Genomic DNA, 25,084 nt, shown 5'->3' on the forward strand with positions numbered 1-25,084 from the left:
GCGCCGCGATGGTGGATGGAAGAGCGCCATCCACCCTACGTAGGGTGGATGGAAGAGCGCCATCCACCCTACGTAGGGTGGGCAACGCGAAGCTTGCCCACCGGGGCTTCGGCGGACGACTGAGGTGATGGCACGCGCGCGCTTCGGTCGATGCGCGGCGATGGTGGATGGAAGAGCGCCATCCACCCTGCGTAGGGTGGGCAACGCGAAGCTTGGCCACCGGGGCTTTGGCGGACGACTAAGGTGAGGGCGTGCGCGCTTCGGTCGATTCGTCGCGGTGGTGGATGGAAGAGCGTCATCCACCCTACGTGGGGTAGACAACGCGAAGCTTGTCCACCAAGCGAATCGCGCCCACGAACCGCGCCGACGAGACCGGTGTTCCGGAACGACCGCTGCGAAGCTGCACGCACACGCTTCGTGCAAGAAGTGCACGGCGTAACGATCCGGGAGGCGATCACAACATGCGCCTGACATCGATTTACGCCGTCGCGCCTAGCGTCGTGTCCCACAGGGGACACCGAGCAAGAAAGGAGCCAGGCACACATGTTCATGCACAACAAGCGGCTGCAGTACACCGTCCACGTCGCCGCACCCAATCCTCAGTTGGCCACGCTCATGCTGGAGCAATTCGGTGGCCCACAGGGCGAGCTTGCGGCTGCGATGCGCTACTTCACCCAGGCGCTGGCCGAGGACGATCCGGGCCGCAAGGACATGCTCTACGACATCGCTACCGAAGAGTTGAGCCACCTGGAGATCATCGGCTCCATCATCACCATGCTCAACAAGGGCGCCAAGGGTGAGCTGGCCGAGGGCATGGTGGAAACGGCCGACATGCGCTTCCTCACCGGCAACAGCACCAGCCAGACCGAAGCCATCCTTTATGGCAATGGTCCGGCCCTGGTGAATTCCAGCGGCGTGCCGTGGACGGCGGCCTACATCGACACCATCGGTGAACCCACCGCGGACCTGCGTTCCAACATCGCCGCCGAGGCGCGCGCCAAGATGGTGTATGAGCGCCTGATCGGCGTCACCGACGATCCGGGCATCAAGGATGCGCTGACCTTCCTGATGACGCGCGAAGTGGCGCACCAGAAGTCCTTCGAAAAGGCCTTGTACGCGATCAAGGACAACTTCCCGCCGGGCAAGATGCCGGGCGATCCGGCCTTCACCGACCTGTACTTCGACATGTCCCAGGGCGATGTGGGCAACGCGCGCGGGCCGTGGAACCAGGGCGCGCAGTGGGAGGTCATCGACGACCGCGAGGCGCAGTCGGCGGTGGATGGCGGCGACGGCTCGGCGAGCGTCGTGCTGACCGCGCAGCAACAGGCCGCGCTGGAGGCCTTCGCACTGCGTACCGCCTCGGACCCCACCGGCGATCCGACCACCGGTGCCGACCTGGGCGCAGGGCCGGGCGCCGGTGCCACCAAGAAGGGGCCGGCCGAGCCTTGATGGACGCGCGAGTCAGGGGCGGCATGGCTGCCCCTTTTCGTTCACACCTGGGCGATGACGCCGGCGCTACAACGGCGGCAGTTTCCCGCGGGGTGAATTGAATGGCCAGGCCAATCTGGAGTGGGTCGCTGTCGTTCGGGCTGTTGAACGTGCCGGTGTCGCTGATGTCTGGCGAGCGGCGCATGGACCTGAGCCTGCGCATGCTCGATGCGCGCGACAAGAAGCCGATCCGTTACGAGCGCGTCAATGCGGACACCGGCGAGGAAGTGCCGTGGAAGGACATCGTCAAGGCCTTCGAGTACGACAAGGGCAGCTATGTGGTGATCGAAAAGGAAGACATCGCCGCGGCCGCGCCGGAGACCCACGAATCGATCGACGTGGAGGCGTTCGTGGATGCCGCCAGCATCGGCCTGCGCTTCTTCGAGAAGCCCTACATCCTGGTGCCGGGCAAGAAGGCGGAGAAGGGCTACGTGCTGCTGCGCGAGACGCTCAAGCAGACCGGCAAGGTCGGCATCGCGCGGGTGGTGATCCGCACGCGCGAATACATCTGTGCGGTCATGCCCGAGGGCGATGCGCTGATCATGATCCTGCTGCGCTATCCGCAGGAGCTGGTCTCGCCGGAGGAGTACAAGTTGCCGCAGGGCGACACGGCCAGCTACCGCGTCACGCCCAAGGAGCTGGAGATGGCCACGCAGCTCATCGACAGCATGACCTCCGAATGGACACCGGACGACTACCAGGACGAGTTCCGCGAGCGCCTGTCGGACATCATCAAGAAACGCATGAAGCAGGCCGGCGCCACGACCAAGTTCGAGGAGCCCGCCCAGCACGAGGATTCGACCACCAACGTGGTGGACTTCATGTCGCTGCTGCAGAAGAGCCTGGAAACCAACAAGCGCACCCCCGCCAAGGGCACGCCGGTCAAGACCGCCAGCAAGCCCACCAAGGCCGCCAAGAAGGCCACGACCAAGAAGGCGGCCAAGAAATCGACCACCAAGAAGACCTCGGCAAAGAAGGCCGTGCGCAAGTCGGCCTGAGCGTCCAACCCACCATCGAAGGAGACCGCCATGAGCGATGACAAGGCCAAGACCGGCGCGCCGGACCGCGACCGCATCAACGTCAACGAAGACTACGAGCTGCAGTACTGGACCAAGGCCCTGGGCGTCAGCGCCGACGAGCTGCGCGAAGCTGTGCGCGCGGCGGGGACCAGCGCCGACGCGGTGCGCCGGCACCTCGGGAAATAGGTTCACCGCGCCATGTCGTTGACCGAATACCGCCGCAAGCGCAGCTTCGACAGCACCCGGGAGCCCGAGCCCGGCAAGGCCCTGCCCAAGGGCCGGCGGGCGATCTTCGTGGTGCAGCTGCACCATGCCAGCCGCCGGCACTACGACTTCCGCCTGCAGATCGGTGATGCGTTGAAGAGCTGGGCGGTGCCCAAGGGGCCCAGCTACGATCCCAAGGTCAAGCGCATGGCGGTGGAAGTGGAGGACCACCCGGTGGACTACGCCGAGTTCGAAGGCGAGATTCCCAAGGGGCAATACGGTGGCGGACACGTGGCGCAGTTCGACCGCGGGGTCTGGGCCACCACCGGCGATCCGGAGGCGCAGCTGGCCAAGGGGCACCTGCGCTTCGAGCTGTTCGGCGACAAGCTCAAGGGCGGCTGGCACCTGGTGCGCTCCGGCAAGGCCGCCAGGCAGCCGCAGTGGCTGCTGTTCAAGGACGAGGATGCCTTCGCCAGCAAGGTGGAAGCGGACGATTTGCTGGGCGATGTCACCCAGCCACCGGCGGCGGACCTCAAGCGCGCCGGCAGTGGCAAGCCGGACAAGCGCGGCCTGAAGCAAGTCTCGGTCCCGCGCAGGAAGCGCCGCAAGGACTGGGGCGCCAAAGCTTCGGCCTTGCCGCATGCCAAGCGCGCCAAGGCGCCGGACGGTCCGTTCTCGCCACAGCTGGCAAGGCTCGGGCAGCAGCCGCCTGCGGGCGAGCAGTGGATCCACGAGATCAAGTGGGATGGCTACCGGATCCTGGCCACCGTGGCCGAGGGCCAGGTTCGGCTGTGGTCGCGCAATGCCCTGGAGTGGACCGACAAGATTCCCGAGATTCGCAACGCGGTGGCCGCCCTGGGACTGCGTTCGGGCGCGCTGGATGGCGAGCTGATCGCTGGCAGCGGCAGCCGCGAGGACTTCAACCTGTTGCAGGCCACCTTGTCCGGCGAGCGCCAGGGCACGCTGGCCTATGCGCTGTTCGATCTGCTGCACGTGGACGGGGTGGATATCGCCGATGCGCCGTTGCTGGAGCGCAAGGCCCTGCTCAAGCAACTGCTGGACGATGCCGACGCCGCGCACCTGGCCTTCAGCTCGCATATCCAGGCCGATGGCGACGCGGCCTACCGGCTCGCGGCCGAGCGCGACTTCGAAGGCATCATCTCCAAGCGGGGCGATCGCGCCTATCAGGGCGGCAGGAGCGATGAGTGGCGCAAGACCAAGCTGCTGGCCACCGATGAGTTCGCCGTGGTCGGCTACACCGCACCGAAAGGCAGCCGCAGCGGGTTCGGCTCGCTGCTGCTGGCGCGCCCCGACGCGCAGCATGGCTGGCGCTATGCCGGGCGCGTGGGGTCCGGCTTCAACGACGAAACGATCCAGGCCCTCAGCGAAAGGCTGGGCAAGCCGGGCAGCAAGACGCCTTCGGTGTACGTGCCGGAGAACGACACCGACCTGCGCTCGGCCATCTGGTTCGCGCCCAGGTTCGTAGTGGAAGTGCACTCGCGTGGCATCGGTGGCCAGTCGCTGTTGCGGCAGGCCTCGTTCAAGACCGTCAGGCCGGACAAGGACGTGGGCGACCTGGCCGACTCGGACCAGGGCCCGCGCCAGCGCCGGGCCAAGCCGGCAGCGGCCGCGACGGCCGCGAAGAAAGGCACCGCGGCCACCAAGGCCAAACAGTCGGCTCCGGCGCGCAAGGCCGGCAGCAAGGCAGCGCCCGCCGCGCGGCAGCCACCGCCGCTGTCATCGCCCGGCAAGCTGTTGTTCCCGGACGACAAGATCACCAAGCAGGACGTGTGGAACTACTACGAGGCCGTGATGGATCACCTGCTGCCGGAGGTGATCGACCGCCCCTTGTCCATCATCCGCTGTCCGGCCGGCACCGGGCGGCCCTGCTTCTTCCAGAAGCACCACACCGCGGGCCTGGAGCTGGTGGACTCGGTGCGCCTGAAGGAGGACAGCGGCGTCAACGCGCACTACCTGGTGGTGCGCGACCCCGCCAGCCTGCTGGAGCTGGTGCAATTCAACGCGCTGGAGTTCCACCCCTGGGGCAGCCACGCCGAGGCGCCGGATCGCGCCGACCGGGTGGTGTTCGACCTGGATCCGGGGCCGGGCGTGTCCTTCGACGAGGTCAAGCGCGCGGCCGTGGAAATCCGCAAGCTCCTGGAGCAGCTGGAACTGCAGTCCTTCCTGCGGGTGTCCGGCGGCAAGGGCCTGCACGTGGTGGTGCCGCTGAACCCGGGGTGCGACTGGGACCTGACCAAGCGCTTTGCCAAGGGGTTCGCCGATGCGCTGGCGCAGCAGTCGCCGGACCGCTTCGTGTCCACCGCGACCAAGCGCCTGCGCAAGGGGCGGATCTTCGTGGACTACCTGCGCAACGGGCGCGGCGCTACCGCTGTGGCGTCCTACTCGCTGCGCGGACGGCCCGGCGCGCCGGTGGCCATGCCGTTGTCCTGGAGCGAGCTGGGCAAGCTCAAGCGCGCCGATGCCTTCACCCTCAAGGACGTGCCCGCCAAGCTCAAGCGCCGCCGCAAGGATCCGTGGGAGGGCATCTCGATGCTGAAGCAGAACCTGGCCCGCTGGGCCGATAGCGAGTAGGGCGCTGGCGTAAGCGTGCAAGGAACCGGGTGTCGCTGGGACAAGGTCCTGGTGCGTGCCATCGCGGGCTTGCCGCGCCATTGAACTCCGACTGACGCCAAACGCTTTCGTGGGAGCGGCTTCAGCCGCGAAGGGACTTTACCGGGAGGTCCCTTCGCGGCTGAAGCGGCTCCCACAGGGGATCGCGGACGCCGCGCGCCCATGGCGGCGCCAGGGTGTCCACGCCACGCGCCATCCTTGGCGCAATGGCACAGCGAAGGTCTTGCACGAAGTGCGCGCGCGCATCGGCGCGGACGTAACGCCGCTGTGTGTTTCCCTGGCGCCTGTTCGAAGGAGCGCCTCATGAAGATCCCCGCAGTCCCCCTCATTGCCGCCTGCTGCCTGTCCGCCTGCGGTGGCGATGATTCGCCTTCCCAGGTGCGGGCCCCCGGCGGCAAGGCGCAGGCCGACACCGCTGTGCTGGAGGCTGGCGCGGCCGCGCTCCAGGACCGCCCGCCGGTGGAAGCGCTCAACGCCTATCTGGATGGGTTCCACTTCTACAACGGTACGCCCGAGGGGCAAATGGAGGCGCATCACTACTGCGCCATCCTCAACGAGGATCTGATCCAGTGCGTGATCTACGATGGCAACGTCGGCCAGGCCAAGCTCATGGGCGTGGAGTACATCGTCAGCGAGAAACTCTTCAAGACGCTGCCGGCGGCCGAGCGCACGTTCTGGCACAGCCATGTCCACGAGGTGAAGTCCGGCCAGCTCATCGCCCCGGGCATCCCCAAGCTGGCCGAGCACCGGTTGATGGAAAAACTGGTCAGCACCTATGGCAAGACCTGGCACACCTGGCATACGGATCGCAAGAAATCCCTGCCCACCGGCGTGCCGCAGCTGATGATGGGCTTCACCGCCGACGGACAGGCCCGCGCGGACATGGTGGCCGCGCGCGACCGGCGCATGCAGGTTTCCAGCGAGCAGAACCGCCAGGAACGCCAGGACATCCCGGTCCCGCAGATCGTGGAAGGCGCCGACCACTGGCAGCGCCAGGCGCCGGTGCAGCTCGGCGATCCCACCGGCGCGCCGCACGAGCACACGCCATAGGCGCGGCCTGTCGCTGTCGCAGGGCTTGAGACGGGCGTGGGACAGGCTGCCCGTGCCAGTTCGCCCTGAAGTTTCGCAAGTCCGCCATGCCCAGCCGTGCCAAGCGCGCCCGCCGCGCTGCCGATGTCCTCGAATACGCCTATCCATCCCACCTGCGCGATTGCGTCGATGCCCTGCCCAGGTCGCCCGGCGTCTACACCTTTCACGGCAGGCACGGGTCGCTGCCGCTCTACATCGGCAAGAGCATCAATATTCGCCAGCGGGTCATGGACCACTGCCGCACGCCGGAGGAGGCCTCGCTGTTGCGCCAGACCACGGCGGTAAGCCATGTCGAAATGGCCGGCGATATCGGGGCGCGGCTGCTGGAGGCGCAGCTGGTGAAGCGGCAGTCGCCCCTGTACAACAAGCTGCTGCGCAAGGTGCCGCGGCAGTTCTCGATCCGGCTCTACCGGGGTGAGGTCTCCATTGCGCATTCGGCCGAATGCGACGTCACCGCCTCGCCGATGCTGTTCGGGCTCTACTCCAGCCCACAATCGGCACGCAAGACGCTACGGCGGCTGGCCGATACGCATCGGCTCTGTTACGGGTTGGTGGGAATCGAGCGTCACATTGCCGGGCGTCCCTGCTTTCGCGCCATGCTCAAGCGGTGCGCGGGCGCCTGCTACGGCGAGGAGCCGCTGGAGGCGCATGAAGAGCGCCTGCGTTCGGCCTTGATCCGCCTGGAGCTGTCGACCTGGCCGTTTCCTGGCGCGATTGCGCTGCGGGAGCAGGGCGAGGGGCTGCAGCAGTTCCACGTGCTCGATGCGTGGCAGTACCTGGGCAGCGTTCCAGCCTTGGCGCAGGCCGGTGAGTTGGCGGGTGCATCGGCGGGTTTCGACCGCGATTCCTACAAGATCATCAAGGCCGCGATCGAGTCGGGGCTGCACGAGGTCAGCGTGCTCTGAGTCTTTTCCAAACGCGTGCGCCGTACCGCGACCCACCTCCGCGGGCCGCGGCACGCAGGCGCATTCAGTGGCGTGCGTTGTCGCGTGCCTTGCCCACTTCGCTTTGGACCTTGCCAGCGCCCTTCTGCAACTTGCCTTCCACTTCCTGGCTCTTGTTGCCGGTCACCTTGCCAGCGACTTCCTTGGCAGTGCCCTTGACCTGATTCTTGGCGCCTTCGATGCGATTCTTGTCCACAGCTGACTCCGAAAGTTGAAGCCCGGTACGGGCGGGGCCAAGGTGCGCGCGCCGCAGTGTGGTCCGAGTGAAAAGCATGCACGCTGTCCCATCGACGTTTATCCGGCGGAAAGCTCAGCTGCGCTAGGGCGAGCGCAGCGAGGCCTGCAAGGCGGCCGCGATCGCGGCATCGCCACTGACCAGGTCCTTCCAGGCAAGCGCCAGCCCCTTGCGCTTGCCCTTGGGCACCAGCCGTAGCCCTTCGGGATCGATGGTGAGTGTGTAAGCGGTCTCTTCGATCACCAGCTCGCGTCGCAGCGGTTTGTCCAGGGGCGTCATGGCAAATCCTTGCGCGGTCGCACGCGCGGAGCAGGGCGTCGGGAAACATGTGGGTGGTCTGGCACATGCCAGCGCCACGGGAAATCGATGGCTTTGCTGATGCCGATCCGCGGCCCGATGGCAGGCTCGACTGCCGGCGGCATCCCATCGCTGACGATGCGGATGCCACGGTCGCCGGTCACCAGGTCGGCGCCATCCAGCGCCTTGGTGATCCCCAGGGCCTGCGATAGCCGCCCCGGGCCACTGCCCAGCGCCTGCAGCTTGTCCACGCCTGGCCGGGCCTGGCGGATGCGCTCCAGGCCCGCCACTGGCTCGATGGCGCGCAGCAACACACCCCAGCCCTGGCCGGCATCGCCGCACACGGCATTGGCGCCCCAGTGCATGCCATAGGAGAAGTACACGTACAGGTGCCCCGGCTCGCCGAACATCGTGGCGGTGCGGGGGGTGGGGCCACGGAACGAATGGGCGGCCGGATCCTCCGTGCCGGCGTAGGCCTCCACCTCGACGATCCTGCCTGCACGTCCATCGTCTTTGACCAGCAGCTTGTTCAGCAGCTCGGGCGCCACCAGCGTGGGGTGGCGTCGGTAGAAGTCGCGCGGCAGCGTCAGCCAGTTCAAATCATCACGCTGCATGCAGGCCCCATGTCCGTCTGAACGCCCCGGCGCTGCCCGGCGGGCGCGCCGAAGATCCCGGGATGCGAACGCCCGCCTGCACGCCCACCGGCCTGGCTGGGGCGGCCCCGGCTCGGCCACGCCCGGGGAGGCCCGGCATCGGCAGGCGAGCCGGCGCGATGGCCCTGGACACGTGGGGCGCGACCAGATGTACAATGCGTTCAGAAATTACTGAACGATCAGGATGTTCAAGTGGAATCACTACCGTCCTCCATCCAGCGCTTCGTGCTGCATTTCGGGGAAATGGGAAGCAGGTGGGGCATCAACAGGACCGTGGGCCAGATCTACGCCCTGCTGTTCTTGTCAGACCGCCCGCTAACCGGGGATGAAATCGCCGACACGCTGTCGATGTCGCGCTCGAACGTGAGCATGGGGCTGAAGGAACTGGATTCCTGGCGGCTGATCCGCAAGCGCCACCTGCCCGGCGACAGGCGCGAGTACATCGAAACGCCCAGCGATGTCTGGCAGATCGCGCGCACCCTGATCGAGGAGCGGCGCCGCCGCGAGATCGACCCCACGCTGACCCTGCTGCGCGACGTCCTGCTGGAGCGCCCTGCCGGGGCCGAGGAAAAACATGCACAGCTCAAGATGCGCGAGATGCACGATTTCATCGAGCTGTTGACCCTGTGGAGCGACGATATCCAGAAACTGGACGACACCAGCCTGCGGCAGCTGCTCAACCTGGGCCGGGGCGTGTCGCGCGTGTTCGAGCTCAAGGGCAAGGTGAGTCTGTTGAAGAGCGCCGCGCGCGCCAAGCCGGTCGATAGGAGCCCCTGATGGATGCCTTGTTGCTTGCCAGAGCGCAGTTCGCCTTTACCGTCTCCTTCCACTTCATCTTCCCGGCCTTCTCCATTGGCCTGGCCAGCTACCTGATGGTGCTGGAGGGGCTGTGGCTGAAGACCGGCAGCGGTCTGTACGCCAACCTCTATCGCTACTGGTTGAAGATCTTCGCCGTGGTCTTCGGCATGGGCGTGGTCTCCGGGATCGTGATGTCCTACCAGTTCGGGACCAACTGGTCGGTGTTCTCGGCCAAGGCCGGGCCCATCATCGGCCCGCTGATGGCCTACGAGGTGATGACCGCCTTCTTCCTGGAAGCCGGCTTCCTGGGGGTGATGCTATTCGGCATCAACAAGGTAGGGCCGCGGCTGCATTTCTTCGCCACCTGCATGGTCGCCCTGGGCACCCTGATCTCGGCGACCTGGATCCTCAGCGTGAACAGCTGGATGCAGACCCCGGCCGGCTACGCCATCAACGAGGCCGGGCAGTTCGTCCCCGCGGGGTCATGGTGGCCCATCGTGTTCAACCCGAGCTTCCCGTATCGCCTGGTGCATACGGTCATCGCCGCCTTCCTGACCACCTCGCTGGTGGTGGGCGCGGTGGGCGCGTGGCACCTGCTGCGCGACCGCAGCAATCCCGGCGCGCGCAAGATGTTCTCCATGGCCATGTGGATGCTGGCGGTGAGCGCCCCGATCCAGATCCTGGCCGGCGATGCCCACGGCCTGAATACGCTGGAGCGCCAACCTGCCAAGGTGCTGGCGATGGAAGGCGACTACCGGCCCAGTCCGGACGGGGCGCCATTGATCCTGTTCGGCCTGCCCGACAGCGAGCAGGGCAGGGTGCGCTATGAGGTCGCCATCCCCAAGGTCGGCTCGCTGATCCTCAAGCACGATCCGAACGCCCCGCTGCAGGGCCTGACCGATTTCCCCAAGGAGCTGTGGCCGCCGGTGCCGGTCGTGTTCTGGTCCTTCCGCATCATGGTCGGCCTGGGCATGGCGATGCTGGCGCTGGGCCTGTTCGGACTGCTGGCCCGCTATCGCAGGAAGCTGTACGAATGGGCGCTGCTGCATCGGGCGGCGGTAGCCATGGGCCCGGCCGGTTTCGTTGCGGTCATCGCCGGATGGGTGACCACCGAAGTCGGGCGCCAGCCGTTCACGGTGTATGGGCTGATGCGCACGGCCGATTCGGCCTCGCCGCTGGATGCCTCGGCCTTGGCCGTGTCCCTGCTGGCCTTCGTGGTGGTGTATTTCTTCGCCTTCGGTGCCGGCACCTATTACATCCTGCGCCTGATGGCCAAGCCACCGCAGCCGCACGAGCCGGCGCCGCCGCGTGTGCCACAGCGCGCGGCCGGCATCACGCCCGCCGCGGCGGTCGACGCCAACGTCAAGGAGCACTGACATGGAAGCGCTGGATCTGACCTTGATCTGGGCCGGCATCATTGCCCTGGCCGTGTTCGCCTACGTGGTCATGGACGGCTTCGACCTGGGCATCGGCATCCTGTTCCCCACCTTCGCCGTGGGCGAGGAACGCGACCAGGCGATGAACTCGATCGCGCCGGTGTGGGATGGCAACGAGACCTGGCTGGTCATGGGCGGCGGCGGGCTGATGGCCGCCTTTCCCATCGCCTACGCCATCGTGCTGCCGGCCACTTACCCGCTGGTGATCGCCATGCTGCTGGGCCTGGTCTTTCGCGGCGTGGCCTTCGAGTTCCGCTGGCGCGACCCGGCGCATCGCGCGTTCTGGGACTGGGCCTTCTGCATCGGCTCGGTGGTGGCCACCTTCTCGCAAGGGGTGATGCTGGGCGCCATCCTGCAGGGCATCCATGTCGAGCAGGGCGCCTATGCCGGCGGCTGGCTGGACTGGCTGAGCCCGTTCTCGCTGCTGACCGGGGCGGCGCTGCTGATCGGCTACGCGCTGCTGGGTGCGACCTGGTTGTTCGGCAAGGTGGAAGGCACGGCGCAGCAGCATGCGCGCAGGATGGCCGGACGCCTGGCCTGGATCATGCTGCTGGCCATCGCCGTGGTCAGCGCCGCCACGCCCCTCCTCAACCTGGAGTACGCCCGACGCTGGCTGGAGTTCCCCAGCGTGCTGCTGACCGCCCAGGTGCCGCTGCTGACCATCATCGCCATGGTCCTGCTGCTGCGCGGGCTGCGCAAAGGGCGGGAGCGTTTGCCGTTCCTGATGGCGCTGGGGTTGTTCCTGCTGGGCTTCATCGGGCTGCTGATCAGCGTCTTTCCCTACGTAGTCCCTGGCGCGGTCACCATCTGGGAGGCGGCCGTTCCCAGGGAAAGCCAGGTCTTCCTGCTGGTCGGCACGGCCATCATCATCCCGGTCATCGTCCTGTACACCAGCTGGTCGTACTGGGTCTTCCGCGGCAAGGTGGGAACCGAGGGGTACCACTGACATGGACAGGCAGGCGCCGCTCTGGCAGCGACTGGGCTGGATGGTCGCCATCTGGCTGGCCAGCGTGCTCGCCCTGGGGGCGGTGGCGAGCGTGATCCGCTTCTGGCTCAAGGGGTGAGGGACGCGGCCTGCCTTCCGGGCGTGCACCGCGTCTTGTCCTGGCGTTGACACGGCCGTCGGTAGCCTGAGGCCGACTCGCCTGGAACCGGTTTCGTGCACAACTCCATGTTTCTCACCGTTGCCGCCACGATCGGCGTTGGCCTGATCCTCGGGATCGCCGCCATCGTGGTGCACGACGTGGTGGCCAACTACCGGCGCATGGTGCGGCTGGGGCGCAACGCGCGCTAGCCAAGTCTGCGGCGTAGACACATTGCAGCGGCTGTCAACGCCTTTCTCGTCGAATGCTGCACGGCCATATCTGGATAGAGGCCAGCACCTTCTAGACCCCAGGAGCCGCCCTCAAGGCTCCCGCGGCGCGCGTCGAAGCACCTTTTCGGTGAGTTCCTGCAGCTGGTGGCTCAGCGGGCTCAATACCCGCATCTGCTCGCCATCGGCAAGCCGCGCGGCGGAGGTCTGCAGCGATTGCGCCAGCACCGCCGAGACCCGCTGGTCCCATGCTTCCCGGAACTCGACCGGGTATGGGTGGGTGGCGATGAGCGTATCGAGCATCGCCCCCTGGGCCAGGACCAGGGCCTGCAGCTCGGCCAGGGCGCGCGTGGTGTCGGCAAGTGACAAGCGTTCGTCGTCTTTCATGAGTACGGGCCGGCACCACGGAGGGGCACGAGACTAGCCGGGCGCTCGTGAGCGTTTTGCAGTGGATGGCCCCCGTGCCGCGCATACGGCGCCGACTTGCAGTCGGAGAAGGGGGTTAGAGGGGCGGAAGCCAAATCATGCCTTCGCAAGCCTGCGCTGGGCCCTGTGTGGGCGTGGCGGGTAGTGAGTGATGCCGACGGCGATGCAGGACCTGCAGCCCCTGCATCCCCGCACGCAGCTGCCATCGTCCGGCGGCGGGACGTAAAGCCCGCCACCTCGTCCTGGCGCGCACAGGCGCGTGCGCGGCAAGGCGGGTACCCTGTGGCATTCGGTCACTGCAGGCTGCCGCTCCGGGAGGATCCATGGCCATCAAGGACACCACATCAGTGGATATCGGGCGACGCACCGCCTTGGGCCAGCTGGCCGCGGGCAGCGTGGTCCTCGCCGCCGGCGCGGAGGAACGCCAGAGCGCCTGGACGCAGGGCACCTGGCTCAATCCGCCCGCGACCCATCGCGTGGTGGAGGGCGATGCGCTGGAGGTGGTGACCGACAAGGCCACCGACTTCTGGCGCGAGACGCACTACGGGTTCACGCGCGACAGCGGGCACTTCCTGGGCATGAAGACCGCGGCGGCCTTCACCTGCCAGCTGCGGATCCGCGGACAGTTCCAGGCGCTGTACGACCAGGCGGGCCTGATGATCCGCCTCAACCCGCGCCAATGGGTCAAGGCCGGGATCGAGCTGAGCGATGGCCGGGCGATGTTGAGCAGCGTGCTTACCGACGGCAGGTCCGATTGGGCCACCGGCCCCTACGAGGGCGACCCGGCCGATTTCTGGATCCGCGCCACGGTGGCCAAGGGCGTGCTGCGCCTGCAGGTCTCGGCCGATGGAAAGCACTGGCCGTTGATGCGACTGTGCCCGTTCCCCGAGGCCGACCACTATCTCGCCGGCCCGATGACGTGTACGCCCGAGCGCCAGGGGCTGAAGGTGCGCTTTTCCGATTGGCAGTTGGGGCCGGTGCTGGGCAAGGAGCTGCACGACCTGAGCTGAGGCCCGGCGCGCGTATCGGGCGCATAGGGACAGGTGCGCGATCGCGGGCGTGTGCCCGCATCGCCAAGGTGCACACGCCGTGCACAGCATCAATCGGAAGCTGCGGCACCCCCAAGACGCAATTCCGCGCTTGGCGAGCCTGCGAGCCCCCCCCAATGCGCGATACCGCCAAATACACCACCCCGTCCCGAGTCCGGGAGGGGCGCCCCTTCCCGCGTGGCGCCACCTACGACGGAAACGGCACCAACTTCGCGCTGTTCAGTGCCCATGCCACCAAGGTGGAGCTGTGCCTGTTCGACGAGGCCGGCACCGAGGAGCGCATCGAGCTGCCCGAATACACCAACGAGATCTGGCACGGCTATCTGCCCGACGTGAAGCCTGGCCAGCGCTATGGCTACCGCGTGCACGGCCCGTACGCGCCGGAGCAGGGGCATCGGTTCAATCACCACAAGCTGCTGCTGGACCCGTACGCGCGCGAGATCGACGGCGACCTGACCTGGGCTGATGAACTCTACGGCTATACCGTGGGCCATCCCGATGGCGACCTGAGCTTCGATGAGCGCGACAGCGCCCCGTTCATGCCCAAGGCCGTGGTGGTCCAGGACGATTACGATTGGGGCGATGACCAGCGCCTGCTGACGCCGTGGAGCGAGAGCTTCATCTACGAGACCCACGTGCGTGGCATCACCATGCGCCGCGATGACGTGCCCGAGGAACTGCGCGGCACCTTCGCAGGGCTCGCCCAGGAGCCGGTGCTGTCCTACATCAAGTCGCTGGGGGTCAGCGCGGTTGAGCTGCTGCCGGTACACGGCTACCTGGACGACCAGTACCTGCAGGACAAGAACCTGCGCAATTACTGGGGCTACAACACGCTGGCCTTCTTCGCGCTGAAGTCGCGCTATCTGTCCTCGGGGCATCGCGACGAGTTCCGCGACATGGTCAAGGCCATGCACCGCCAGGGCCTGGAGGTGATCCTGGATGTGGTCTACAACCACACCGCCGAAGGCAACGAGATGGGGCCCACGCTGTCCTTCAAGGGCATCGACAACGCCAGCTATTACCGCCTGGCCGAAGACAAGCGCTACTACATCAACGACACCGGCACGGGCAACACGCTCAACCTGAGCAACTTCCGCGTCATCCAGTTCGTCAACGACTCGCTGCGCTACTGGGCCGGTGAGATGCACGTGGACGGCTTCCGCTTCGACCTGGCCACCATCCTGGGGCGCGAGCCCACCGGCTTCGACCAGCGCAACGGGTTCCTGGACGCGTGCGGGCAGGACCCGTTGCTGTCGCAGGTCAAGCTGATCGCCGAGCCGTGGGACTGCGGCCCGGGTGGCTACCAGGTCGGCCACTTCCCGCCGGGCTGGGCCGAGTGGAACGACAAGTTCCGCGACAACGCGCGCAGCTTCTGGAAGGGCGACGAAGGCAAGCTGGCCGAGTTCGCCACGCGCTTCACCGGCTCGGCCGACCTATTCGACCGTCGCGGGCGTCGGCCCTGGTCCTCGGTCAATTTCATCACCGCCCATGATGGCTTCACCCTGCGCGACCTGGTCAGCTACAACGACAAGCACAACCAGGCCAACGGCGAGGACAACCGCGACGGCTCCGACCACGACTCCTCCTGCAACTACGGGGTCGAAGGCGAGACCGACGATGCGGGCATCCTGGCCTTGCGCGAGCGGCAGATGAAGAACCTGCTTGCCACCCTGCTGCTGGCGCAGGGCACGCCGATGATGCTGGCCGGCGACGAGCGCGCGCAGACCCAGGGCGGCAACAACAACACCTATTGCCAGGACAACGAGATCACCTGGATCGACTGGCACAACGATCCCACCGAAGGGCGCCTGGCGGACTTCGTGCGCCAGCTCACCCAGGTGCGCAAGCAATACCCCATCCTGACCCGCGGACGCTTTCTCAACGGGCAGTACAACGAGCAGGCGGGGTTGAAGGATCTGACCTGGCTCAACCCCAGCGGCGATGAAATGCGCGATGAGGACTGGTCCGATGCCGGCGCGCGCTCGGTGGGACTGGTGCTGGAAGGCAAGGCCCAGGCCTCGGGAGTGCGCGAGCATGCGCACGATGCCACCTTGCTGATCCTGATCAACGCCTACCACGAAGGCGTGAGCTTTCGACTGCCCGACGACGAGGACCAGCCCCTGCACTGGAAGCTGGTGCTGTCCACCGACGATGAGCTGGACCGCAACTCGGTGCCGAAGGGCTCGACCGACTTCCTGGCGCCGCCGCGCAGTGTGACGCTGTTCGAGTGCAAGAGCTGATGTGACGCCGGGCGCACGCCGCGGCTGGTAATGCGGTGTGCGCCTGCTGGCATTGGCGTTATGGGCATCGCCAGACGTGTGCCCGTTCGCTCTCACAGTTGCTGGTTGGGGCTTGGAGCATCAGGCCCGGCATCGCCGTTTGAACAGGGAGGGTGGCCACGCGGTATCCGCTGCCCGCGCGGCCTATGACGCGCAAGGGCCCAAGCGCACTGGTGGATGACGCATGGCGTGAAGACCAAGCGCTGGCGCGCAGCCGCATGGCAGCTGGGCGATCGCTTCGCCGACGATGTTTAGGTTGATCGCGAATGCCACTGCCCGCCGCTTCGACGGGCGGCGTCCTAATCGGCTTCGAGTTCCAGGTCCGCGGGCGGCCGTGCCCGGGCGTGGCGGGTACCGAAACTGCCCTCGACAAAGCGTCGCGCGGCCACCATCAGCGGCTCGATGTCGCCCTGTGGACTGGTCAGCGGTCCAAACGGCTCTCTGAATTCACCGACGCCGCGGATGGAAATGCGCTGTACATGGAGGTCGCCGCCGGCGCCTTCCCACATTTCCACCCAGTAGGTTCGGCCATCGCAAGCGCCGTGTCGGAAGATCCTGGTCTGTACATCCCGGTCCATGGTGCGCCTCGTGGTTCCCTTGCTCATACCTTACGCGCCGGAGCGCGAGACGGTGTGAGGAAGCGCGAGGAATCACAGGCGAGGGCGGGTGGCTGAGACGATATCGTCGCATCCGCGCAGAGGGCCGGCTCCGCGCTTGTACCAGTCGGGCCGGTGCATACACAGGACCGCGCCGGGCGTAAACCACGTCCGGCGCCGGTCCGCAGGGGGGTCAACGCAGGTCGACCTTGGCCACGTGGTCCTTGTAGTCCTTCTTCGGGTCGCGTCCCAGCAGCAGTTTCAGGCCTGCCACCAGGCTCGAGCCGTTCTTCCAGATCTCGGCCTGCTCGGCGTCCAGGCGCAGCAGCGCAAGCTTGGGATCGTCCTTGCCCTGCTCGTACCACGCCGCGATGAAGGGGTTCCACAGGCGGTCGATCACCTCGCGATTGTCATCGCGCGAGAGCGTGCCGCGGATGCTGGCGAACACATCGTGATCCTTGGAGGCGAAGGCTGCGATGGCGCGGTGGCCGCCGCCGAGCTTCTGGACCATGGCGTTGTCGGTGGCGGTGAAGAACCAGATAGGGCCGTTCTCATCACCTTCGATCATGGCGGTCATGGGACGGGTATGGCCGTCCTCCAGTCCTTCCAGGCCCAGCATCACGGTGCGGTCGGACTTGAGCGCCTTCCAGAAAGCGGTTTCGAGCTCGTCGGGTGTGGTCATTGCATTGACTCCATGCGGTGGTCGGACCCGGAGCATGGGCCTGCGCCTGTCGAATCCGTGTGTCGATCCGGCAAGGTGTTCAGCAGTTACAAAGCACAGGGTCGAAGGCTGGAGCACGTCGATGGCTGGCGAACAGTGCAAAGATGTCACCAGGACATCTCGACCAACTTGTTCTTACCGCGAAGGATTCCGCCGCCAACCGCACTGTGGGAGCGGCTTCAGCCGCGAAGGGGCCTTCCGGTAAAGCCCCTTCGCGGCTAATGGCCCGAGGCCACCCAGAGCCGCTCCCACAAGCGCAGACCAACACTCAGCCAGGCATGCCCAGGCCCTCGGAGACATCCTCAGCTTGCGCCAACTCCTGCATGAACCTGCGCGGCGTGACGCCGGCGATGGCGCGGAACTCGGCGATCAGATGCGCCTGGTCGCAATAGCCCGCATCGGCGGCGATCGCGGCCCAGTGCGCCTTCGGCGACCCGATCGCTGAGCTCACCGCCTGCTTGAACCGCTGCAGCCGCGCATAGGCTTTCGGATTCAACCCGATCTCGTCCTGGAAGATCCGCCGCAGGTGTCGCTCGCTCACGCCCAGCGTGCGCGCGACGCTCGCCACGTCCTGGTAGGGCAGGGATTCCATCGCCGCGTGGATCAGTGGCTGACGCTCCGCCGCGCGCACGCATGCGCCGCGCTCGGCCAGCGCTTCACCCAGCACGCGCACTGCCGCCTCTGGCGTTGGCAGCCCCTCGAGCTGTCCCAGCAAGCGATCGCAGGCCGCCGATCCCCACAGCGTATCCAGGGCCACCACGCGCCCCAGCAGATCGCGCGGCGCGACACCGAGCAATCGGCGCGAAGCGCCTGGCGCGAGCCTGACGAACAAGGTGCGCTGCCCGGCCTGGATGCGTTTGCGATGCGCGCGCGGGCGAGCGCCCATCGCGTAGGCTTCCACGCCGCCGCTGCCATCACGGACCACCACATGCAGGTGGGCGCTGGGCATCACCACCCGGTCCAGCGCCTGTTGGCAGTGATGCAGGAAGACCCCGCTGACCGGCGTGGGAAGCCCCTGGCGCAGGGTGAGGCGAGTCGGGATGGCCAGTGGCATCGGGCCATTGTGTGGCCGGCCCAGCGCCCGGCACAAGCTGGCCGATTTTTCCAATGCGTCCGGGACGCGCCTGGCTAGGCTCATCGCTTTCCAAGCAAGCGAGCGAGCCATGAAACTGTTGTTGACCGGCGCCACCGGCAAGGTGGGCAGTCGTCTGTTGGGGCGGCTGCTGGCACAGGGCCATCAGGTCACGGCCCTGGTCCGCGATACCGCGCGTGCCCGGGACATGCTGGGCACGGAGGTGTCCATCGCCGCAGGCGATCTGCTGGATGCCGCCTCCCTGGCGCGCGCCCTGGCGGGCATGGAGGCGGTGATCCACTGCGCGGCTTTCTTCCGCGGCGCCACCAGCCAGCAGGCGCATGCGACCAACCAAGACGGGACACGGCACTTGGCCGAGGCGGCGCGAAAGGCCGGCGCGCGCCGATTCGTCTTTGCCAGCACCGGTCTGGTCTATGGGCCTTCGCCGGGACGTCTGGTGAACGAGGACGACGCCTGCGCGCCGGTCGATGCCTACCCGTTGAGCAAGCTGGCGGCCGAACGCGCGCTGTTGGCCATGCCGGAGCTGGATGTGCGCGTGCTGCGGTTTCCCTTCGTCTACGGCGACGGGGACCGGCATATCGAGGAGATTGCCGCGTTCGCGCGCGGCTTCGCCCCGGACCTGCGGATGTCCATCGCCCATCACCAGGACATCGCCCAGAGCGTGATCAGGCTGCTGGAGGCCGCGGCACCCGGGCACCGGCTCTACAACGTGGTGGACGATCACGCGCCGACGTTTTCCGAGCTGATGGCGGCGGTGGGCCAACCCGCCCCGGACGGAACGCAGGCCGAGCGCGGCGCGGCCTTCGGTGCCCTGATGGATGGCAGCAGACTGCGGCAAGACCTGGGCTTCGCGCCGGTCTATCCCCGCTTGCAGGATGCGGTCCGGGCCGGTGCGCTGTAGCGTCATGTGCCGACCCGGCTTCAGGCCTCGGACAATTCTGACACGAGGCGATCTGCGCGCGGCTTGATTGTGGCGAGCGGTTGTTCGAAGTGCTCATTTGCCAAGCCGCTGTCGGTCGCGAACCGATGGACGCGCCCTCACATCCAGCGGCCACGGTGCCAAGCGCGTCACGACGTGCTATCAATGCCGCGCCCAGCCCTGGTGCGCGCGCGCTGTGACCATCAAGTTCGACCTCAACGACCTGCAGGCCTTTCGCGCCGTGGCCGAAAGCGGAAGCTTCCGCCGCGCGGCCGAAACGATCCGCATCACCCAGCCCGCGCTGAGCCGCAGGATCGACAAGCTGGAGTCGGCGTTGAACGTGAAGCTGTTCGAGCGCACCACCCGCCAGGTCAGCCTGACCACGGTGGGGCGCGCCTTCATGCCGCAGGTCGAGCGCATGCTCGACGACCTCGACCTGGCGCTGATGAGCATCGGCGATGCTGGATCCAGCCGCATGGGCACGGTGACCGTGGCCTGCGTGCCCTCGGCCGCCTACTTCTTCATGCCGCGCGCGATCAGCGGGCTGCACCAGCGCTTTCCCCGGATCAGGATCCGCCTGTTCGATGGCAGCGCCAGCCATGTCAGCGCCGCAGTGGCCTCCGGCGATGCCGATTTCGGCGTCAGCTTCAGCGGCAATCTCTCGCCTGAGGTCGAGTTCGAATCGCTGCTGCAGGAGCGCTACGTCATCGCCTGTCGTCGCGACCATCCGCTGGCGCGGCGCAAGACGGTGACGTGGAAGGAAGCCTACACCCACGACTACATCACCCTGGACAAGAGCTCGGGCAATCGCCTGGTCCTGGACCGGGCGCTGGCCGATTTCACACCGGACAAGCCGAGCATCTGCGAGACCCGGCACGTGACCACGTTGATTGGGCTGGTGGAGGCCGGGGTGGGAATCGCGGCGGTCCCGTCCATCGCCATGCCGCCGGATCCGCATCCGCTGCTGGCCGCGGTGCCCTTGCGCGAGCCAGAGGTCGCGCGCAACGTGGGCATCCTTAAGCGTCGCGGCCGGACCTTGACTCCGGCGGCACTGGAGCTGGAAAAGCTGCTGCGCGAGACCCGGCTGGACTCAGCGGGCGACTGAGTCCAGGCCGGTCTGTTCGGCGATGGCCGCCGCCTCTGGCGATTGCAGGTAGCGCAGCAGCTGCTCGGCCTCGTGCCGATGCTGGGCGCCTACCGGAATGCCTGCCGCATACCGGGTGATGGACTGGACCTGCTCCGGAATCCGGCCGACGAAGTCCGCACCCTGGATGGGCAACAGTTCGGCCACCTGCTGGAAGCCGAGCTGGTACTGCCCATCGGCGACCACCGAGGCCACCGGGATGCGCTCGATCTTGCGGCTCTTGGGCGTCATCTGGGGCTCGATGCCCAGGCGCTTGAACAGCGTGCGCTCGATGTACACGCCACTGGCGCTGTCCGAGTAGGCGACCGAGCGCGCATCCAGCAGGGTCTGCTTCAAGGCCTGCACGCTGTCGATCGCCGGCTTGGGCGCACCATGGCGCACGACCAGGCCGATGCGCGAATCGGCGATCTCCACGCGCGAGGCCGGGTCCACCAGGCCCTGATCGATCAACTGCTGCAGGGCCGAGCCGACCATGATGACCAGGTCGGCATGCTCGCCGTTCTTCAGGCGGGTCGGGATGGACTGGGGCGTAGCGCCCATCGACGGGCCGTGGACGGTTTCCACCTCGACGCCGGTCTGCTTGCCGTAGGCAGGTGCCAGGCGGGCCAGGGCGGCGGTATAGCCGCCGGAAGTCATCACCGTGAGCTCGCGTGCCCAGCAGGGCGCTGGCAGCAGCGAGAGCAGCAGCGACAGCAGCAGGACGCGGCGGCGCAGGCGCGAGATCACTTGGCGACCGCCACGGCTTCGACCACGCGTTGCGGCCGGCCCTGATAGCGGCGGTACATGTACAGCGTCGCCGCCAGCGCGCACAACGCGGCCAGGATCAGCCAGTACGCCGGCGCGCCCTTGTCGCCGGTGGCATGGATCAGCCAGGTCGAAATGGCCGGGGTGAAGCCGCCGAAGAACGCGGTGGCCAGGCTGTAGGCCAGCGAAAAGCCTGCCACGCGCACGTGCGCCGGCATGATCTCGGTCAGGGCCGGGATCAGCGCGCCGTTGTAGATGCCGTAGATGAAGGACAGCCACAGCAGCACCTGCAGCATGTGCGCAAAGCTTGGCGCGTTGGCCAGGAAGGACAGCACCGGATAGGCCGTCAGCGCGCACAGCGCCGACATGGCCAGCAGCAGCGGCTTGCGGCCAAAGCGGTCGCTCAGCGCGCCGCCGATGGGCAACCAGATGAAGTTGGACACGCCCACCAGCAAGGTCACGATCAGCGCATCGCCGGTGCTGAGCTTGAGCACGGTCTTGCCGAAGGTCGGTGCGTAGACGGTGATGAGGTAGAAGGCGGTGGTGGTCATGGCCACCATCAGCATCCCGGCGACCACGGTGCCGGCGCTGCGCATCAGGCCGCTGACCACGCCCTTCATGGTCGGGCGATGCTTGCGCTGCTGGAACTCCTTGGTTTCCTCCAGGCTGCGACGCAGCAGGAAGATGAAGGGAATGATGACGCAGCCCACCGCGAAGGGGATGCGCCAGCCCCACTGCGCCAGGTCCTGCGCGGGCATGAGCTGGTTGAGCAGATAGCCGATGGCGGCCGCCGCGACGATGGCCAGCTGCTGGCTGGCCGACTGCCAGCTGGCGAAGAAGCCACGCCGGCCCGGGGTGGCCATTTCGGCCAGGTACACCGACACCCCGCCCATCTCCGCACCGGCGGAAAAGCCCTGCAGCAGCCTGCCCAGCAGCACCAGGGCCGGCGCGAGCAGGCCGATGCTGGCATAGCCCGGCACCATTACGATCAGCACCGTGCCGCTGGCCATGATCGCCAGGGTGACGACCAGTCCCTTGCGGCGTCCGACATCGTCGATGTAGGCACCGAGGATCACCGCGCCCAGCGGCCGCATCAGGAAGCCCGCGCCGAACACGGCGAAGGTCATCATCAGCGAGGCGAACTCGTTGGAAGCGGGAAAGAACACCGCCGCGATCTGCGTGGCATAGAAGCCGAAGAGGAAGAAGTCGAACTGCTCCAGGAAGTTGCCCGAGGTCACCCTCAGCACCATTCCCAGCTTGGATTGGGCGCCTGTCGGCGCATGGCGATGGCCTTGCATGGAATCTCCAGACATCTGCGCGAGGCGCGCTTAAGGACAGATGCGATCGATTCTGCAAGCGCCTTTCGGCGGCGATAATTGCCGGTTTCTCATCGACTGATGCACGTGGCGCATCACCACGTCACGCTCGGTCGCGCGCCTCCTTGTGGTTCAAGGGGATAGGGCCGCGATACCCGTCGGGCGGACACTTGCCCGCCGGCCGCGCCCCGCCACCGACACGACCAAAGTCTTAGATCGCAGGCCGCCTGCTGCCGTGTGTCAGGGCGCGGCGGGTGGCGATCGCGAAGCGTCCATTGGCGCATCTTCCGGAAACGGGCACAACACCGCAGTTCAGGGCATCAGCGATGCGGATGTTGCCAAGTGGCGTGAGCGCTGCAATGCGGTCTTGCTCCAGCAGCGCCTGGAAATTCGTCGCGCCGAAAGCGGCGCGGCGCGTGCCCTCTGCGGACGTGCCCTGCCGCCTTGAGCGCGCGGATATCGCGCAAGCGGCCTGCCTAGCAGCGGTGCCAGGGTTGGTCGAGTGCGACGAGCGCGTCCGGGCCTGCGAGCAGCAGCCATTGCAGCGGCGAGATGGCGTTCAGCGCCAGTGGAAGGTGCCGGCCATCTTGATCGGCCTGGACCAGCACCTTGGCCTCGCCGTGTCGCCCCGCAGTATCGGCCACGCTGTAGCGCAGTGCCGGAAGGTAGGCGATGCCGTCGGGCGGCAACCAATCACAGGGCCCGCCCGCATCGCGTCGATCGCTGCGGAATCCGATCACCGGGATCACGCAGCGCTGGGTGTTCCATACGGCGTGATCGATCGCGCCGAACGTGGCCGCATCGACCTGACCGTCGTAGGCATCGCGCCGGTCTCCACGCTCAAGGCCGAAGGTCGCCTCGGCAATGTCGGAACAACGCGCGGCGCGATCAATGACAGTGAGTGAACCACCGAGCGCGATCTCACCGTCGCGCCGCGGCGTTGCCGAAAGCGCCACCGGATCGCATGCGTTCTGCCTGAGTTGGATCAGGTGAGTGATGACCATATGCATCTCATCTTCGAATGACACCCAACAGGCTCCTCCCGCAGACGCGAGCGATGTGTGCGCGCCGTCAGGAAACGATTGTTCCCGCGTGCCGTCCGTCGTGTCCCCTTCCTTGTCCTTCGCGTTGCCTGCAAGATCTGCACGGTCGGCGCGCGCGTCTCACCGTTGCGGAACGGCGCTAACGCAACCTGTGAGCCCGAACAGACACACCAGGGAGCCTGTCATGGGGATCTGCGACACCTGCGGAAACGTCTACGACAACACCTTTTCCATCCGGCAAGGCGATCGCCAAGCCACCTACGACTCGTTCGAGTGCGCCATCCAGGGCTTCGCGCCGCGTTGTGCCCACTGCGGCTGCCCCGTGCTGGGGCACGGGGTCGAGGATGCAGGGGCGATCTACTGCTGCGGCCATTGCGCGCGCAGCAAGGTGCTGAAGGACAATCACTGAAAGTCCTTGCCGCGCGGCTCGCCCGCGGACGTCCGGCAGGACGCGGCCAAGCCCTCAGGGAATGAGCTTGTCCCTGCGCAATCGCGCGAACAGCTCGAAGAACGCATCGTCGCTGGGCTGATACGCCAGAAAGCCCATGCGCCGGCTCTTGGACATGTCGGTCACCACCTCCAGCGGACGGCCCAGGTCGGCATCGGTGTGCCAGGGCGAGACCAGCCGCGTCATATCCGATTCCACCAGCCCGTGCGCGCCGGCGAGCGCCTTCCAGCGCGGCGCATCGTCGGCCATCTGTTGCTCCAGTGGCCGTAGCTCGCCGGTGAATGGTGCCGCTTCCAGCTCGAACCACTGCGCCAGGCGCTGCCACATCCAACGCCAACGGAACACGTCGCCGTTGACGATGTTGAAGGCCTGGTTGGCCGCTGCCGGCGTCTGCGTGGCCCAGATCAACTGGCGCGCCAGCTGGCGCGCATCGGTCATGTCGGTCAGCCCGTTCCACTGCGCGGCCGAGCCCGGGAAGTAGAAAGGACGGCCGCTGGCCTTGCACAGGCTGGCGTAGACCGCCAGCGTGGTGCCCATGTTCATCGCGTTGCCGACCGCCGCGCCAATCACCGTGTGCGGGCGATGCACGCTCCAGTGAAAGCCATCGCGCGCAGCAGCAGCAAACAGCGCGTCCTCCTGGGCGTAATAGAAATTGTCCACGTCCAGCCGGTCCTGATCCTCGCGGAACGGGGTCTGCGGCAGGCTGCTCTGGGCGTAGGCTTCAAACGGGCCCAGGTAATGCTTCAGGCCGGTGACCAGGGCGACATGCCGCACCGTGCCCGCCTCGGCCAGGGCGTCGAGCAGGTGCCGCACCATGGCGCCGTTGACGCGGATGTTCTCGGCCTCGGTGGCCTGGCGCGCCCAGGTGGTGATGAACACATGCGTGGGCGTCAGGCCTGCCAGCGCCGCCTGCGTGGCGGCCGGGTCCTGCAGGTCCGCGGCGATCCGCCTCACGCCGGCGCGCAGGGTGTCCGGCCGCCGCGCCAGGCCACTGACCTCCCAGCCCTCGGCGAGCAGCTGATCGATCAAGGCATTGCCGGTAATTCCCGTGGCACCGACCACCAAGGCATGTCGCGTCACACTGTCCACTCCAATCGACCAGGGCGCCACCATAGACAAGGCGGTGCGCCTCTCCAAGCAGGCACGAAATGGTGACCACCCGATGAAGTCAGGTACCCCCGAAGAGGAATGGCGGGAGGA

27 protein-coding genes are annotated in these 25,084 nt (G+C 67.0%); 16 read left to right on the forward strand and 11 right to left on the reverse strand.

All coding sequences use genetic code 11. From position 1 onward, the window contains the following. The first annotated feature begins 543 nt into the window (after positions 1–543). The 6 genes from EPA99_RS16255 (at position 544) to cho (ending at position 7,336) form a co-directional block, all read left to right on the forward strand. On the forward strand, positions 544–1,449 hold the full coding sequence (locus EPA99_RS16255) for a manganese catalase family protein (protein ID WP_129472302.1): 906 nt from the start codon (positions 544–546) through the stop codon (positions 1,447–1,449). A gap of 101 nt (positions 1,450–1,550) precedes the next feature. After that, positions 1,551–2,486: a non-homologous end joining protein Ku gene (gene ku, locus EPA99_RS16260; RefSeq protein WP_129472303.1), complete on the forward strand. Its 936-nt coding sequence runs from the start codon at positions 1,551–1,553 to the stop codon at positions 2,484–2,486. Positions 2,487–2,516: 30 nt separating this feature from the next. Then, on the forward strand, positions 2,517–2,693 hold the full coding sequence (locus EPA99_RS16265; protein ID WP_129472304.1) for a DUF3606 domain-containing protein: 177 nt from the start codon (positions 2,517–2,519) through the stop codon (positions 2,691–2,693). A 12-nt stretch (positions 2,694–2,705) separates the two neighbouring features. Next, positions 2,706–5,303, forward strand: a complete 2,598-nt coding sequence (gene ligD, locus EPA99_RS16270; protein WP_129472305.1) for a DNA ligase D — start codon at positions 2,706–2,708, stop codon at positions 5,301–5,303. Between the two features lie 342 nt (positions 5,304–5,645). After that, on the forward strand, positions 5,646–6,392 hold the full coding sequence (locus EPA99_RS16275) for an OBAP family protein (protein WP_129472306.1): 747 nt from the start codon (positions 5,646–5,648) through the stop codon (positions 6,390–6,392). 86 nt (positions 6,393–6,478) lie between these two features. Next, entirely contained in the window at positions 6,479–7,336 is an 858-nt protein-coding gene (gene cho, locus EPA99_RS16280) for an excinuclease Cho (RefSeq protein WP_129472307.1), read from the forward strand. 64 nt (positions 7,337–7,400) lie between these two features. On the opposite strand, the gene EPA99_RS16285 is transcribed toward cho, so the two are convergent. From EPA99_RS16285 to EPA99_RS16295, 3 genes are all read right to left on the reverse strand, one after another. Next, positions 7,401–7,571: a CsbD family protein gene (locus EPA99_RS16285; RefSeq protein ID WP_129472308.1), complete on the reverse strand. Its 171-nt coding sequence runs from the start codon at positions 7,569–7,571 to the stop codon at positions 7,401–7,403. A gap of 123 nt (positions 7,572–7,694) precedes the next feature. After that, positions 7,695–7,889 carry a hypothetical protein gene (locus EPA99_RS16290; protein ID WP_129472309.1) on the reverse strand — a complete coding sequence of 65 codons (195 nt, stop codon included), beginning with the start codon at positions 7,887–7,889 and terminating at the stop codon, positions 7,695–7,697. Next, positions 7,886–8,521 (reverse strand): DNA-3-methyladenine glycosylase, encoded by a 636-nt coding sequence (locus EPA99_RS16295; RefSeq protein WP_129472310.1) that lies wholly within the window; start codon positions 8,519–8,521, stop codon positions 7,886–7,888. The genes EPA99_RS16290 and EPA99_RS16295 overlap by 4 nt, the downstream gene beginning before the upstream one ends. A gap of 231 nt (positions 8,522–8,752) precedes the next feature. Between EPA99_RS16295 and EPA99_RS16300 the strand changes: the two genes are divergently transcribed. The 5 genes from EPA99_RS16300 (at position 8,753) to EPA99_RS19090 (ending at position 12,088) form a co-directional block, all read left to right on the forward strand. Beyond that, the gene (locus EPA99_RS16300) at positions 8,753–9,337 is read left to right on the forward strand and encodes a GbsR/MarR family transcriptional regulator (RefSeq protein WP_206733788.1); all 585 of its coding nucleotides are present in this window, start codon (positions 8,753–8,755) and stop codon (positions 9,335–9,337) included. Then, positions 9,337–10,734, forward strand: a complete 1,398-nt coding sequence (locus tag EPA99_RS16305) for a cytochrome ubiquinol oxidase subunit I (RefSeq protein ID WP_129472311.1) — start codon at positions 9,337–9,339, stop codon at positions 10,732–10,734. Before EPA99_RS16300 ends, EPA99_RS16305 begins: the two co-directional genes overlap by 1 nt. Position 10,735: 1 nt before the next feature. Continuing rightward, complete coding sequence (gene cydB / locus EPA99_RS16310; RefSeq protein ID WP_129472312.1) at positions 10,736–11,740, forward strand: cytochrome d ubiquinol oxidase subunit II; 1,005 nt, start codon at positions 10,736–10,738, stop codon at positions 11,738–11,740. Between the two features lies 1 nt (position 11,741). Next, positions 11,742–11,858 (forward strand): DUF2474 domain-containing protein, encoded by a 117-nt coding sequence (locus tag EPA99_RS16315; RefSeq protein WP_129472313.1) that lies wholly within the window; start codon positions 11,742–11,744, stop codon positions 11,856–11,858. Between the two features lie 107 nt (positions 11,859–11,965). Continuing rightward, a complete protein-coding gene (locus EPA99_RS19090; RefSeq protein ID WP_277751652.1) occupies positions 11,966–12,088 on the forward strand; it encodes a hypothetical protein in 123 nt (40 codons plus the stop codon). Positions 12,089–12,199: 111 nt separating this feature from the next. Here EPA99_RS19090 and EPA99_RS16320 read toward each other — a convergent pair whose 3' ends face one another. Then, positions 12,200–12,493, reverse strand: coding sequence for a hypothetical protein (locus EPA99_RS16320; RefSeq protein WP_129472314.1), 294 nt, complete (start codon positions 12,491–12,493; stop codon positions 12,200–12,202). A gap of 362 nt (positions 12,494–12,855) precedes the next feature. Between EPA99_RS16320 and EPA99_RS16325 the strand changes: the two genes are divergently transcribed. Together EPA99_RS16325 and glgX are read left to right on the forward strand one after the other, a co-directional pair. Continuing rightward, positions 12,856–13,542 carry a DUF1349 domain-containing protein gene (locus EPA99_RS16325; RefSeq protein ID WP_129472315.1) on the forward strand — a complete coding sequence of 229 codons (687 nt, stop codon included), beginning with the start codon at positions 12,856–12,858 and terminating at the stop codon, positions 13,540–13,542. Positions 13,543–13,697: 155 nt separating this feature from the next. Continuing rightward, entirely contained in the window at positions 13,698–15,821 is a 2,124-nt protein-coding gene (gene glgX, locus EPA99_RS16330; RefSeq protein WP_129472316.1) for a glycogen debranching protein GlgX, read from the forward strand. Between the two features lie 338 nt (positions 15,822–16,159). On the opposite strand, the gene EPA99_RS16335 is transcribed toward glgX, so the two are convergent. The 3 genes from EPA99_RS16335 to EPA99_RS16345 form a co-directional block, all read right to left on the reverse strand. Continuing rightward, positions 16,160–16,465, reverse strand: coding sequence for a hypothetical protein (locus tag EPA99_RS16335; protein ID WP_129472317.1), 306 nt, complete (start codon positions 16,463–16,465; stop codon positions 16,160–16,162). Between the two features lie 184 nt (positions 16,466–16,649). Further along, positions 16,650–17,138, reverse strand: coding sequence for a pyridoxamine 5'-phosphate oxidase family protein (locus EPA99_RS16340; protein WP_129472318.1), 489 nt, complete (start codon positions 17,136–17,138; stop codon positions 16,650–16,652). 307 nt (positions 17,139–17,445) lie between these two features. Beyond that, on the reverse strand, positions 17,446–18,366 hold the full coding sequence (locus tag EPA99_RS16345) for a helix-turn-helix domain-containing protein (RefSeq protein WP_129472319.1): 921 nt from the start codon (positions 18,364–18,366) through the stop codon (positions 17,446–17,448). Here EPA99_RS16345 and EPA99_RS16350 point away from each other — a divergent pair. Continuing rightward, on the forward strand, positions 18,341–19,171 hold the full coding sequence (locus EPA99_RS16350; RefSeq protein WP_129472320.1) for an NAD-dependent epimerase/dehydratase family protein: 831 nt from the start codon (positions 18,341–18,343) through the stop codon (positions 19,169–19,171). The two genes, EPA99_RS16345 and EPA99_RS16350, sit on opposite strands and share 26 nt — an antisense overlap. A gap of 214 nt (positions 19,172–19,385) precedes the next feature. Next, the gene (locus tag EPA99_RS16355; protein WP_129472321.1) at positions 19,386–20,294 is read left to right on the forward strand and encodes a LysR family transcriptional regulator; all 909 of its coding nucleotides are present in this window, start codon (positions 19,386–19,388) and stop codon (positions 20,292–20,294) included. Here EPA99_RS16355 and EPA99_RS16360 read toward each other — a convergent pair. From EPA99_RS16360 to EPA99_RS16370, 3 genes are all read right to left on the reverse strand, one after another. After that, on the reverse strand, positions 20,280–21,047 hold the full coding sequence (locus EPA99_RS16360; RefSeq protein WP_241688436.1) for a substrate-binding domain-containing protein: 768 nt from the start codon (positions 21,045–21,047) through the stop codon (positions 20,280–20,282). The genes EPA99_RS16355 and EPA99_RS16360 overlap by 15 nt on opposite strands. Before the next feature lie 8 nt (positions 21,048–21,055). Continuing rightward, complete coding sequence (tcuC, locus tag EPA99_RS16365) at positions 21,056–22,375, reverse strand: MFS transporter (protein WP_164978679.1); 1,320 nt, start codon at positions 22,373–22,375, stop codon at positions 21,056–21,058. A 494-nt stretch (positions 22,376–22,869) separates the two neighbouring features. Further along, positions 22,870–23,421: a hypothetical protein gene (locus EPA99_RS16370; protein ID WP_129472323.1), complete on the reverse strand. Its 552-nt coding sequence runs from the start codon at positions 23,419–23,421 to the stop codon at positions 22,870–22,872. 199 nt (positions 23,422–23,620) lie between these two features. Here EPA99_RS16370 and EPA99_RS16375 point away from each other — a divergent pair, with 199 nt between their 5' ends. Continuing rightward, positions 23,621–23,845 carry a hypothetical protein gene (locus EPA99_RS16375; protein WP_129472324.1) on the forward strand — a complete coding sequence of 75 codons (225 nt, stop codon included), beginning with the start codon at positions 23,621–23,623 and terminating at the stop codon, positions 23,843–23,845. A gap of 54 nt (positions 23,846–23,899) precedes the next feature. Here the strand turns inward: EPA99_RS16375 and EPA99_RS16380 are convergent, their stop codons facing one another. Then, entirely contained in the window at positions 23,900–24,997 is a 1,098-nt protein-coding gene (locus EPA99_RS16380) for an SDR family oxidoreductase (protein ID WP_206733791.1), read from the reverse strand. Positions 24,998–25,084 lie beyond the last annotated feature (87 nt).

Origin of the sequence: Pseudoxanthomonas composti (assembly GCF_004122095.1) — a bacterium.
GTDB classification, from domain to species: domain Bacteria; phylum Pseudomonadota; class Gammaproteobacteria; order Xanthomonadales; family Xanthomonadaceae; genus Pseudoxanthomonas_A; species Pseudoxanthomonas_A composti.